This window comes from Candidatus Cardinium hertigii (assembly GCF_050864915.1).
Taxonomy (GTDB): domain Bacteria; phylum Bacteroidota; class Bacteroidia; order Cytophagales; family Amoebophilaceae; genus Cardinium; species Cardinium hertigii_D.
This window is the reverse complement of record NZ_JBOZWY010000003.1, coordinates 42,192-55,904: the sequence shown is the minus strand read 5'-3', so window position 1 is coordinate 55,904 and position 13,713 is coordinate 42,192. Positions and strand designations below refer to the sequence as shown.

10 protein-coding genes are annotated in these 13,713 nt (G+C 36.3%); 2 read left to right on the top strand and 8 right to left on the bottom strand.

From position 1 onward, the window contains the following. Nucleotides 1-220 precede the first annotated feature (220 nt). Nucleotides 221-2,038: a translational GTPase TypA gene (typA, locus tag ACRRVD_RS02675; RefSeq protein ID WP_432461611.1), complete on the top strand. Its 1,818-nt coding sequence runs from the start codon at nucleotides 221-223 to the stop codon at nucleotides 2,036-2,038. A 230-nt stretch (nucleotides 2,039-2,268) separates the two neighbouring features. Here typA and ACRRVD_RS02670 read toward each other — a convergent pair whose 3' ends face one another. From ACRRVD_RS02670 to ACRRVD_RS02635, 8 genes are all read right to left on the bottom strand, one after another. Continuing rightward, nucleotides 2,269-2,796: a CvpA family protein gene (locus ACRRVD_RS02670; protein ID WP_432461610.1), complete on the bottom strand. Its 528-nt coding sequence runs from the start codon at nucleotides 2,794-2,796 to the stop codon at nucleotides 2,269-2,271. 115 nt (nucleotides 2,797-2,911) lie between these two features. After that, nucleotides 2,912-3,598: an SIMPL domain-containing protein gene (locus tag ACRRVD_RS02665; protein ID WP_432461609.1), complete on the bottom strand. Its 687-nt coding sequence runs from the start codon at nucleotides 3,596-3,598 to the stop codon at nucleotides 2,912-2,914. Nucleotides 3,599-3,726: 128 nt separating this feature from the next. Then, complete coding sequence (locus tag ACRRVD_RS02660) at nucleotides 3,727-5,034, bottom strand: hypothetical protein (protein WP_432461608.1); 1,308 nt, start codon at nucleotides 5,032-5,034, stop codon at nucleotides 3,727-3,729. A gap of 204 nt (nucleotides 5,035-5,238) precedes the next feature. Next, complete coding sequence (locus ACRRVD_RS02655; RefSeq protein ID WP_432461607.1) at nucleotides 5,239-6,582, bottom strand: hypothetical protein; 1,344 nt, start codon at nucleotides 6,580-6,582, stop codon at nucleotides 5,239-5,241. A gap of 371 nt (nucleotides 6,583-6,953) precedes the next feature. Beyond that, complete coding sequence (locus tag ACRRVD_RS02650) at nucleotides 6,954-8,507, bottom strand: Rne/Rng family ribonuclease (protein WP_432461606.1); 1,554 nt, start codon at nucleotides 8,505-8,507, stop codon at nucleotides 6,954-6,956. Between the two features lie 538 nt (nucleotides 8,508-9,045). Next, entirely contained in the window at nucleotides 9,046-9,675 is a 630-nt protein-coding gene (locus ACRRVD_RS02645; RefSeq protein ID WP_432461605.1) for a nicotinamide mononucleotide transporter family protein, read from the bottom strand. Nucleotides 9,676-9,717: 42 nt separating this feature from the next. After that, nucleotides 9,718-9,921: a hypothetical protein gene (locus ACRRVD_RS02640; protein WP_432461604.1), complete on the bottom strand. Its 204-nt coding sequence runs from the start codon at nucleotides 9,919-9,921 to the stop codon at nucleotides 9,718-9,720. 68 nt (nucleotides 9,922-9,989) lie between these two features. Further along, nucleotides 9,990-12,239, bottom strand: a complete 2,250-nt coding sequence (locus tag ACRRVD_RS02635; RefSeq protein WP_432461603.1) for a BamA/TamA family outer membrane protein — start codon at nucleotides 12,237-12,239, stop codon at nucleotides 9,990-9,992. Between the two features lie 341 nt (nucleotides 12,240-12,580). Between ACRRVD_RS02635 and recA the strand changes: the two genes are divergently transcribed. Beyond that, nucleotides 12,581-13,591: a recombinase RecA gene (gene recA / locus ACRRVD_RS02630; RefSeq protein WP_432461602.1), complete on the top strand. Its 1,011-nt coding sequence runs from the start codon at nucleotides 12,581-12,583 to the stop codon at nucleotides 13,589-13,591. The last annotated feature ends 122 nt before the right edge of the window (nucleotides 13,592-13,713 follow it).

Here is a 13,713-nt window from a genome sequence, read left to right as displayed (position 1 = left end):
TTTAATGCTTTTTTAAGAATGTATAAATACCATTAGCCATTCTTTTCTATAGATATGTTATCACCTTCTCGTTATCTTTGTAGGAGTTTAGTCAGTATCTTTAGACTTATTCTCTTTCTATCACAATGAAGCGTAATAAATATAATAGATGACTACTCTTTTTTAATTAATGTTATTTAAACTACCAGTAGCCTAGGCGGCCATTAAATTAAAAGATTTCATGCAATCCTTACGTAATATTGCCATTATAGCACACGTAGACCACGGAAAAACTACCTTATTAGACAACTTATTAAAGCAAAGTGGCACATTTAGATCCCATCAGGAAGTAGCCGAGCGGGTTATGGACTCTAATGATTTAGAGCGAGAACGTGGCATTACGATTTTGGCCAAGTGTACCTCTTTAGTTTGGAAAGATACCCGCATCAATGTTGTAGACACACCTGGTCATGCTGACTTTGGTGGAGAAGTAGAACGCATCTTAAGTATGGTAGATGGTGTCGTCTTATTGGTAGATGCTGCAGAAGGAACCATGCCCCAAACTAAATTCGTTTTAAGTAAAGCTTTAAAGCTGGGATTAAGTCCTATTGTAGTCGTCAATAAGATTGATCGTTCGGATGCGCGTGTAGAAGAAGTGGAAGATGAAATCTTAGAACTGTTTATGGTACTTGAAGCTACAGAGGCGCAATTTAACTTTCCTACCGCCTATGCTTCTGGCAGAGCAGGTTGGGCTAGTAGAACATTAGATGGTGAACGAAAAGATCTATCCCCTTTATTTGATCTAATCCTAGATCATGTACCTGCGCCAACTGTGGATTTAAATAATGATTTTTCCATGCTTATAACAGCAAGGGAATATGACCCTTATTTAGGTCGTATGCTGACAGGACGTATCTTCACGGGTAGCTTAAAAGTACAACAGGCCATTAAAGCACTCAATAAAGACAATGCAGTGGTAGAAAATGGTAAGGTTACAAAAATTATGGCTTTCCGGGGTATGGAACATGTACCCATTGAAACAGCATATGCTGGTGATATTATTGCCATTGCAGGGATGCAACGGGCCAACGTAGCGGATACTATTTGTGCACCTACAGTGATGAAAGCTTTACCTGCGATTCCTATAGACCCACCTACACTAGCCATTAATTTTTCAGTAAATGATTCTCCACTCGCTGGAACAGAAGGCAATAAGGTCACTTTTAATGCCCTACGTGATAGGCTTATGCGCGAACTTGAATCAAACGTATCGATCCAAGTAACAGAAAGCGATAATAAAGATTCTTTTGAAGTAGCAGGACGTGGTGAGTTACAGTTAGGGGTTTTAATAGAAACCATGAGAAGAGAGGGATTTGAACTTTCCATTGGTAGACCTCGTGTATTAATTAAATTAGGATCTAATGGTGAAAAATTAGAGCCATTAGAAGAAATACAAATAGAAGTAGATGATGCATTTTCAGGCACTGTAATTGAATCTATGAATGTGCGAAAAGCAGAAATGAGCGACCTGCGTCCAGTAGGTGGCGGCAAAACACGTATTATTTTTATTGGGCCATCACGTGGCTTAATTGGTTATTATGGCACTTTTCTTACTGAAACTAGGGGTACCGGTATTATGAATAGGACCTTTCATAGTTATGGTCCTTATCGTGGAACCATTGCTGGACGACGCAATGGGGTACTGGTTGCAATGGGTATGGGCGATGCAGTTGCCTATGCTCTTTTTAATTTAGCAGACCGAGGTAAAATGTTTATCGGTCCAGGTGAAAAGGTCTATGGTGGGATGGTTGTAGGAGAACACAATAGGGATAATGATCTAGAAGTAAACTTATTAAAAGGGAAACAGCTTACGAATATGCGCGCGTCAAGCTCAGACGAATCCATCCGATTAAGTCCACCGGTTCTGATGACATTAGAAGAAGCAATTACTTATATAAAAGATGATGAACGTGTAGAAGTTACACCGAAATCTATCCGTTTACGAAAAGCTATATTGGATCCTAATCAGCGAAAAAGAGCTAATAAATCAGGTTATTAGTTTTTAATAAAAGAAGTGTTGTGTACACTATTTGCTTAGGAAAAAGGTGGATATATACTTTACTTTTTACTTGATCAAAAAGTAAATAAAAATTACCCCCTAGATAAAAAGCTCCAAGAAGTACCTTTACACAGCTCTTTTTTGCGATTGGTTAAAAGGTAACGTTCCTAGATATTTAAGCGGATAGAAATAGTGTCCTTAGATTTTATTTATAGGAGGCTGCTAGGCGATCAGTGAGCTTTCCCTTTTAATGAAGGGCATGCGCTAAACAGATAGAGTTTAGGTATACTCGTAACGGACTGTAAAATCTTTGGAACGATAGCTTCTAATAATGGGAACAGCAGGCTATTATTTGTATAGATACTGGGCAAAGGGGTAAGCTGTAAAAGCCGCCAACAGTAGATCAACAAGCTGATAAAGAATGCGACTTTACACAGTCCAAATAGTGCCCCTAGTAGGTTATCGAATATACCCAGTAGACCAATCACTAAAATGCCTTTTATTAATTTCATTAGGAAATAAATGACTCCTCCTCCTATGAAAAGCATAAGAACGGCCAAGCAAATAGGAAGGCAAGTAGCTAAAGCAGGTAATTTATCTTTTACAATTGGTAGCAATGTATAAAATAAAGGTACACCTTTTATGCAACCCAATACCACTAGAGCGGAAGCAATTAGCTCTACGATAAACCCTTTTTTAAACCCATTATAGCTCCCCCAAATAAGGGGTATAATGAGTAAAGCATCCAACCCATTCATACTTTTATTGGCATCAATTTAACAATATATTTTAATTTAGATTTATTGCTTTAGAGTAGGTATTGCACTATTTTTTTAGGTAGCTACGAATTAATTCCTTTCGGACAGGATAGGGTTATTGAATAGCATATTGCATCTGAGTTACTACACGGACCCGTTTTTTAGTAGGAATATGGGTATCTTCTATAGAAAAAGCACCTTGAGAAGCATTACGCAACTTTCCTAAAGAAACATTTGCATCAGTAGTAAACTGCTTTGCCGCTTTTCTGGCATTTATAGTAGCCTCTTGGATCATAGATGGCTTAATTTTATTTAAATCTGTGAAGATAAATTTAGCTGGTCCATCCCACCTATGATAGGTTATGCAAACACCTAGTTTCATGAGCTCTTTAGACTTTTGTACAGTTTCATATAGTAAAAATACATTGGATGTATGTACAACGATTTCCATCTTTATGGAGTTCCCCACAGGTTGTGCCTCATTTCTTCCAAGATAACGAAATTCTGGGGTACCATGTATAATTTCTTTATCTACAAAACCTTGTTGTCTTAGAAAGGCAAGTAATATTTCTGTTTGCTTTTTGATTTTCCTATTTACGCCCTCTAAATCACTATCTATTGCCTCAAATGGAATAGTCCATATACCTAGATTGGCATCAACTTCCCTTTCTGAAAGCCCTTTTACGCTAACAGATGCTACCACGCTTGAACGGGTGTAGTATAGCCCTAAGACAAAAATAATACTGCTTACTACAAATCCTAAGCTTAGCATTACACTGGCTTTTATTATATTTTTATGCATCGTAATTTAATGTAGTTAAGGGTAATAGCTAGCTTTATGGGTCACTACCTTCAAACTAGCTAACCCTCTCATCTCTATATACAACTAAAGTTTATATAAGCTTCTGAACCATTTCTCTTCTAGCGATACTACAAGCTAAATTTTATACTTCCAGAGAATTCATGCACGGCTTCCTTGTTTTTTGTCGCATCTACCCTGGACTCGTTTCCTACATCATACCCACCAGAAAAGGTGAAATGCTTATTGAACTTATAGGCTACTTTCGGAATTAGATTCCATTGGTTACAAAATGCTGTAGCCGGCTTATGGGAATCTTCTACAGTAGCAAGATAAGAGCCTGCTATAGATAACGTCCACTTAGGTGTTACACAGTAGGATAAAGCAGCGCCAAATCCCCATGCATCTATAAAAGACAATTTATTTTTATCCTTATCTAGATAGTAGGCCGCACACATTTCTTTCCGTTCCTCATCACTTTGAACCGCTGCAAGGCCCGGTAGGTAATCACCCAAACCATGTACATAAGCCCCTTGTCCTGTAATAGTAAGCTTTTTAGGTATTACTTGATACTCAACACCTAAATGTCCACCATAAGTAACCGCTAACTTATTAGGCAAATTTTCTGCGTCAGGGTCAGTACTATGGGTGTAATCGGAAAGACGCCCTAAACCACTTAGGCCAATATTAAGATCATCTGTAATGACGCTTAGGTTTAAACCAAAGGATGGGAAACTATTTTTAATTTTAAAAGGACGATCCTTCTCTTTTAACGCATCCACTTTATTAAGTCGAATGCCTTTTGGTTTCTCTCCTTCCTCTTCTTTTTTCTCCTTCTTTTCTTTTGATGCTGATTTTTCTTCTTCCGCTTGATTTTTATCAAACAATCCTACCTGCAACGCAATAGGTTTCTCAATGGCATAGCCAATTCGGAACCAATCAAAGGCATGCTGATTTTTTATTTGTAACACTTTTTTTCCTCCAGAAATAAGTAAATCACCATCTGCTTTTTCATAAGACAAAATAGTAGAAGCATAGCCAATCGTTGTCATTTTTCCAATGGTAACAGTAGCACTACTAAGTGTAGTTTTTTCTTCTTTGCAAGCAGCAGCTATATTGAAGGTTGCAGTTTGGTTGCACCAAGCGTTTGGCACCTCCGCTTTGAAGGTTAGATTTGCACCAATGCTATTTTTAGACGACCATTCTTTGTTCCGGTATACCATAGCAGGGCCCATTGTAATAGTAGCACCCAATTTTATTAAATCTTTAGATTTAGCTTCCTCTTCTTGAGCTTCTTCTACTTTTACATCATCCTGCTCAGTTATTGGGGGCATATCGGTTTTGTCTACTTCTAATCGATGCTCCAATGGATCCGCGTATATAGGATGTATGATATTATTGGCAAAAAATAAGCCAAGCAATGCAATTTTAATTTTCATGACACTAATATGTTAAATGTGGTATAATTTAAAATTGAATAATTGTAGAGCTTAGTTAAGTCCCCTGAACATGAAAAAGCTAAAAAGTTAGCTAATGGCTTAACCTGTATTTACGAGTTTTTTCCAAAAATTGAACTACTTGCATAACAACTGGATACATTATAATACATATGATTGGAATAAACAAATATTTCCAAGGAAGCATTAATCTAAATCCAACAAATCTTGTAGACCATTCAGCTTGCTTGAGTCGTTTAATGTATGGTTTTTAGTATGGTAGGCTCCATTTTTAAAATGGTTATCAAGATTACACTTGGTACATCGCATAGAAAGGCCCACTTGGAGATAAATAGCCGGTTGTCTGTATTGAATATTGGAAATTTTATTAGGAAACTGTTTAAATCTTTGCGATTCCATAGCAAAACGCATGCTGTATGAAAGGTAATCCGTCAGCTGCTGCTCGTATCCTACACCGAAATTATAGGCAACTGTTTGATGTAAATAGGGGCCAAAGGTTACCAACCTAGCCAACCTACTACCCAAATGATGCACATAAAATAGCCGCACATCTCCAAAAAATCTATGTTTTTCATTACCATTACCAAATGCATACCACCCACATTTGGCAAACCATCTTCCCTGTGCAGACCATTTTTGATGCGTATGATAGGCTTTATGTGGTATGTGTTTGTGATGATGGATCAATCTACTGGTCGCATTAAAGATCATTTCTCTACCCAAACCTATAAACAGTCGTTGGCCACAAAGATATTGTATCCCTAATGTAATAGGCAGGCCTAACCCTTTTCCTTGAAATTTTGTCTTTTCAGTGCCGCGATATTCTATAGGATCAAATGGCTCAAAATCTGTGACTTTATCAAGCGTATGGTGGAACCAGTTGGGTTTGTATACTTCATCTGTCTTAGTCCTAAAGAAGTAAGTATTGTTTTGCCTTTGGAGTAATTGCATCTGTTCCAAGCGATTGGTATAGAAAACAGCTCCAATGCCTAGGGAGCAATCAAATGAAATTTTAGCCCATATACTTTTCGCTTGTTCCGCAAGCGTGGTAAGTGTGTGAACACCCAGCAATTCTTCCAATAGCCCATCTGTAGCTACAGGCTGATCATGCAATAGATTATTCTGATCTGTTAAAATTGTTTTTTTTGTAGCAGTAGCGGGAGCGTCGCTATTTATCTGGGTGTTGGGTTGTTGCAAATAGGATATAAGACTAAATTTATGCCAGCTTTGATCAGACAAATCGTATGGGCAAAATCTTATATAAGCGGTATCATCCATGATTGGATCAATGGACGGATCACTGTGCAGTTGAAGCGGATAGAGGCCTTCATGATCTAAATGTTTTAAAGTAAAACTTCTTTTAAATGTTTTTTTGCAATACTCCTCTTTATTTTGTATAATTGTGGAAAGATTTCCGATTTTTTTACCTTTTGCGTTACTTGGATCGGTAAATAAGCAAAAAATTATACCTAAAATAGCTGTTAATAAAGTGGATGCTTTGCTACATTTAGGTAGATTAGTGGGTCCCATAATTTTTATTATTCGTTGCGTTAACTTTTCTATTACTTTTACCGCTTTCAGCCTTTATTTATCTAAGTTGTATCTCCCTCTTAATCAAAATGAAAAAATAAGTTAACTAGGTTAGCTAGTGATGCATAATGAAAGTATCCCATCTTAATTAACCTTATTTTTTTAGTTTTTAGGTGGTTGTGGACCTCTTTGTTGTGCTCAATATTAATCTAATGCTTCCTTTTCAATTATACAAGCCTAACACAACCATCTAGCCAAGCAGATGTTTTAGTAGGATGTAAGCCTGTTTTGTTACCGACTTATAAGGAGCAAGAAAAATCGTTTTGGCTTATGATAAGCCAAAACGATTGGTAATAAAAGTATAAAAAGCACTAATAAAGTTCTATTTCTTCTTGATTTCGGTTGATAAATTTATAGTCTGTTACCGCCATTGAAGAATCTTCAATCAATGTAACCCACTTACCATATTTTATAAACCATCTAAACCTCTTAGAGAATAAATTTTTTGTAAAGTAAGCATAGAGATAAGGATGGACTAAAAGTCTTATGCCTTTTTCATTTTGATTCATTAAAACAAGACCCAAGCTTTCTTCAATTCTTTCTGAAACCAATATAGAAGCATCAATTTTTCCTGTTCCATTACAAGATGGGCAAAGCTCTCTTGTAACTACATTCATTTCTGGTCGGACCCGTTGCCGTGTGATTTGCATAATACTAAACTTGGACAATGGTAAAACAGAAGTTTTGGCACGATCTTCTTTCATGAGCTCTTTCATTTTTTGATAAAGGAGCTTGCGATCTTCTATGTCCTTAATATCTATAAAATCCACTACAATAATGCCTCCCATATCCCGCAAACGCAATTGCCGTGCAATTTCTTGTGCAGCGGCTAAATTGACATTTAAAGCCATTTTCCCTTGTCCTTCTTCATCTAATGCCCTATTGCCACTGTTCACATCAATAACATGCATGGCTTCAGTATGCTCAATGACTAGATACCCCCCCCCCTCTATACCAACGGTTTGGCCAAAAAGGGTTTTTAACTGACGTTCTATACCCCACTGTTCAAAAAGCTTAATCTTCCCTTGGTGAAGTTTAAGAATCTTCTCCTTATCGGGTGCAATTGTATGTATATACTGTTTTATTTCAGCATAAAGAAGTTGGTCGTCCACAACAATACTGTCAAAAGACTCGTTGAGCATATCGCGTAAAATAGTATAGGCTCTATTTACCTCACCTATAACTTTTTCCCCAGGTAATACATTAACTAGCTGCTCCATTCCCTTTTTCCATTTATTGATAAGATCTTTAAGATCTCTGTCTAATGTAGCGACATCAATCCCTTTTGCTACTGTACGCACAATTACACCAAAATTTTTTGGCTTAATAGAAGCAATTAAACGGTTTAGCCGCTCTCTTTCTTCAGCATTTGTAATTTTCTTAGAAATACTAATCGTATCTATAAAAGGTATAAGTATCATGTAACGACCAGGTAAAGTTAGCTCAGAAGCTATACGAGGACCTTTACTAGAAATAGGCTCTTTGACAATTTGTACCAATACTTCTTGCCCTTTTGTCAGTACATCTCCAATTTTACCAAGCTTGTCTATAGAGGGCTCAACTACAAAATCAACTAGATTTTTTACATTATTTTGCTGATGCCTAACTACTTGAATCGCATTTTTTAAAGAATTAAACTGCGGACCAAGATCTAAATAATGCAAAAAAGCATCTTTTTTGTATCCTACATCTACAAAACTTGCATTTAAACTGGGGACTACTTTTTTAATAATTCCCAAATAAATATCGCCTACTTTGAATTTATTATCTTCTTTTTCTACCTGATACTCAAAAAGATTTCCATCTTTTAGAAGTGCTATTCTACAATTATTACCTGTACTATTAATTATTAATTCGTTACCCACGTGCTCATTTTGTTTACGCTTTTACAAAAACCTAGAAAGCAATCAGTAGCCTATTTAATAAATAGTTAAGCAAAGTAGATAATAATCCTTCTTGGCACTTAAGTGCTATCTATTTTTCTTTTTATGTCTATTTAACCTAAGACGTTTTTTACGCTTATGTGTAGCTACCTTTTGTCTTTTTCTTTTCCTACCACAAGGCATTTTACTAAGATTTCGTAAGTTATATTTATATACCACTCTAGAATAGACTCCTTCCTGCCCTATAACTTCTGTTGTACAAGAGGATACTATTCATTTATCTTTCATAAGATCTATTGACTTATGCGGTAGACCTTATGAAAATCCCAATACAGTTAAGGCATTGGAGATTAATGCCTCGAATTTACTGTTTTTTTCTCTAATTACATGCATGTTTATAATGATTACAGCCGTACATGGGTACGATAAAGAGCGTTTTTAGATTCAATCTAGCGATTCAACAGCTGATGTAAACTTAATATATGGTCTTATGTATGTGACCTATTCAAAGCAGATCTACTTATATTTTCATTGCTTTGTAAGATATGTACCATTGTATTTGACCATAAATCCCTATAGCGGATAGAATCAGGTACTGTATACTCAAGATGATGGCCCCTTTTTGATAGCAAGCTAAGGAGAAGATGAGATAACGAAAAATCGCAATCATCCATCGTTCTAATTTTTTATGCGACATCAGCCACTTATCCATAAAACCCAAAAACATATAACAAGTATCCCCATATGTAGATATAAATGGGAGCTTATTAAAATATATATATGCTATAAAGCTCCACGCCATGCTACCCAACATACTTAGGCCAGTAATAGATACAAGAATTTTATAGGATATTCTGCTCACTTGTAACGGTTTTCGATGCAAGGTTCCTTTCCATCTTAGATAGGCATATACATTGAAGAATATAAAAATGATACTATAGATCACTTTTCCATAAAGCTGTCTAATTGAGTAAACATAGATATTCGTTAAAGCTATAGGAAAGGCTAAAATTTTGCTCCAAATATTTTGGCGTGCTTCTAAAAAATGGGCAAAAATGGATACAACTACTAGGATACATTCTAATAACCTTTGTGGCTGATAGATGAGCGATTGTACTACATCCATAGTAGCTACTAAAAGTTGATGCATGTGCATATATAAGCAAGAATAGATAAAATTAAAAATATATCATCATCCTTTATGATGTAAATCATGGGTATCTATGGGCTTATTGGTTTCAAGTTCCCTGCAACTTGATTTGAGTTGTGCATTGGATTGCGCATGAATTTTTCCTATTAATTCATATACTTCCCGAAAAGGCTTTTCAGACAAAGCTTTAATAATTACATTTACTTCAGTGATATTTAACCTTAGTGCTATTGTATTTTGCTGCATATGATTAGATCCTATTTAAAACGTATGGTATACATTATTTTATGTGGTATAACAAGTATATGGCAATTTTAAAAAGGATAGCCAATGTTTAAATTAAAAATGGGTTTCAGCTTTTGTAGTTTGCTGCCAGAAGGTCTATGCAATGGGAATGCCAGATCCCCACAAAGTATAAAAATATTGTACAAATTTAATCTTAATCCAAAACCACCTCCTACTGCAAAAGCTTTGTAAAATTTATGGAATTTAAATTTCATTTTTAATGGCGCATCTTTCCCTAGCTTCCAAGTATTGCCCATATCTAGGAAAAGCGCCCCTTCTAAATAGCCAATTAACTTTCGACGTAGTTCTATATTGCCCAGTAAAAGCAAATTACCTTTTTGTCTTTCCTTGTTATCTTCTTCGCTTTCATACAGACCAGGCCCAATCATTCCTCTTTCCCAAGCGCGCACGCTACCATATCCTCCTATTGTATATTGTTTGTCTAGGGGGATTTTATCAGTTGCTTTGTATCCCTTAACAGCACCTAATTTAGCTTGGTAAACTAGTCTCGTATAGGCTGTAATATCAAAAGCATGTTGATAACCCATCTCAATTTTAAAATACTTGTATAGTTGAATCTCCTTATGTAAAATTTTCTTCACTGGAAAAAGATGTTCATAGAGTCCTCCATGCTCTATATCGATTAAAATCATCCATCTATAGCTGACCAACGGATTGAAATATAACGCAGGCATGGCTGATCGTATGGTAAGTATGCATCCCATGCTAGTCAAAAAAGAGGGTAATTTTATATGCGATTGGTTTATTTTTGAGTCATCTAGAACTTGGGGGTAGTCAAATGTCACTTTAAAAGGGGCGCATTCGTATAACACATGTTTGCTATACCAATTATAATTTAATCCTGAATCTATTTTTTTGCTGCTGTAACCACGATTTTTAGTAAAGCTATAATCGATAGTCATAGTGGTGCTTGGATTAAGCTTTTCCAGCATTAGATTGGTTTTTTTTGATAAAAAAAGCATAAAGCATGGCGTAGTAAATTTACCACGCAATCCGTAGGTGGTATTCTGGTAAGATTTTTGGATTACAAACTCCTCTCTTCGCGCAACACTGGCCTCTATCTGCAGTATACCTAGCCCTCTAACCCGCCTTATAATGGGATTTAATTTGATAGCAGGACGGAGTTTATTAAGGTTGAAGTTCACACATTCTCCGCCAATTTCTGTTTGAATTCTTACGCGTTCATCAGGCTTGGCATGAATATAAATGACCAATTGATCCCCTTCTATTTTGGGTAAAATAGCAATAGACCCAAATGTAGCAATTCGATGGAGCCGCTCATAGGTTTCTAAAATCTTACTTTTGTTGTACAAATCTCCAGGTCGAAGCGGTATTTTAGCCGCTATGTCATCTAAGGGATATCCATCTGATGGAACTAAAAAATAAAGACCTTGACATACTTTGGTTAGCAAAGGAGTTATACACGAAGCGTGATCCTTTTGGGTAGTTAGATCCACTACAATACGTCCTATCTTTGTTTTATGGTAGGCCATTTTAGGATTTGGGAGATCTACTACAGTAGTTACCGCTATGGTATGGTCACCGTCTGATCGATCAGCTATAAAGTGCACATATTGTTCATTAAATTCAAAATAACCATTATCTGACAATAGGTTTATAATACGTTCTTGCTCGTTGACAAAATTTTCATAAGTATATGAGTCGCCTATTTTAATCAAACTTTCACTATTATAATTGCCCAGCAGGGTGCCTATGGCTTGATCAGTTGTTTGTAGCCTTATTGAGGCAATTTTATACAATTTTTTTAGGTTGATGTAGTAAGTGACACGTGCACTTGATTTTTGCAAATCAGTTTTACTAGTAACCTCAGCATCTAAATAGCCTTTGGAGTGTAGATAGTTTAAAAATATTTTTTCATTATGATGCACATAGGTTGGGTCATAGTATAAGGGTTTTTCACCCATACGCATGAGATGGTTTCCCTTTGCCGCCAGCTCTTGTTTTCGTTTAATAGCTTTATCTCGCTTGGCGATAAGTTTCTTTTTTTCTTTTTCGTTGGCTGCTTTAGAGATCCGGTAGGCATAGGTTGCCTCAATAGAGGCAGACTGATTTTTGATCTTTTCAAGATTAAAATAGTGATCGCCCCATTGATAAAGCCATTTTCTAATGGGCATGCCTAAAAAGGTAGTCGCTGGGTGATAAATAGAATGTTTTTGTAAGCCCTTTTTATGTATATGGTTCACGCCTACAATTACTTCTTTAATGGGTAAAGGTTTACCAATAGCTGCATGCAACATGCTTGCATAAATAGATAGCAATAGGTATAAAATACATTGTATAATCAGATTTTTTTTTTCTGAGCAATACGTTTTCAACACCTTATATTTAGAATAAAAATTTGAAGACCTACCAAAGGCATAAGATATAATAGAATGCTTGTAGCTTCGATACAAAGTATCGGCTATGATGATGCGATGTCAAATAAATGTAGTATGTTTAAGGATCAATTGGCCTACTTGGCGAATACATGCTATTGATCATCTAATTATTTCGTTAACTGCAGATGGCTTTGTTCATAAGCACACTATTCAAGCTACTACATAATTTACGAAATTTCTATTTTTTTTAAACTTAGACTATGACGGATAATACAGAAAAATTAAAAGCGTTACAAATTACGATTGACAAGTTAGAAAAAACATATGGACGCGGAGCAGTTATGCGGTTAAGTGACAATCATGTAGTAGATATTCCAGTCATTTCCACAGGCTCTCTGGGTTTAGACCTAGCATTAGGCGTAGGTGGCATACCACGTGGCAGAATTATTGAAATTTATGGACCAGAATCTTCTGGAAAAACCACACTTTCTTTACACTGTATTGCAGAGGCCCAAAAAAAAGGTGGGTTAGCTGCATTTATTGATGCCGAACATGCTTTTGATAAAAGCTATGCGGAGCGTTTGGGCATAGATATGGAAAATTTGCTTATCGCCCAACCAGATGATGGAGAACAAGCGCTAGAAATAGCCGAACATCTGATTCGTTCTGGTAGCATAGACATCTTAGTGGTTGATTCTGTAGCTGCACTAGTGCCCCGTAGTGAACTAGAGGGGGACATGGGTGATAGCAAAATGGGATTACAGGCACGTTTGATGTCACAAGCCTTGCGCAAACTTACCGGAACGATTAATAAAACAGGATGTGCTTGCATTTTTATCAATCAACTTAGGGAAAAAATTGGTGTGCTATTTGGTAACCCAGAAACCACTACAGGTGGGCATGCATTAAAATTTTATGCCTCTGTTCGTCTGGATATTCGTAGTATAACCTCACTAAAGGAGAGTGATGGAACGGTATCAGGGAAACGCACCCGAGTTAAGATTGTAAAAAACAAAGTAGCACCTCCTTTTCGAGTGGTTGAGTTTGATATTGTCTATGGAGAAGGGATTTCTAAAGTTGGCGAACTTATTGATATTGGCGTAGAGTTAGGTATAGTGAAGAAAGCTGGATCTTGGTTTTCCTACGAAGATCATAAGCTCGCCCAAGGAAGAGAGGCCAGCAAGGAGCTCTTAAATGGCCATCCAGAACTTTTTAATAAGATAGAAGCAGATATTAAAGCAAAAATTGCTCAGGTTATGGATAAAAATTAGCCAAATATAAAGCATTTTGTAGTTCTACCAAGACAATTATCTCTTTAAGTGCTATACTTTTCAGTCCATTAGATTTGGAATTCTATTTATTTTTTAATAAACATTAAGCAAGGGACAAAAGA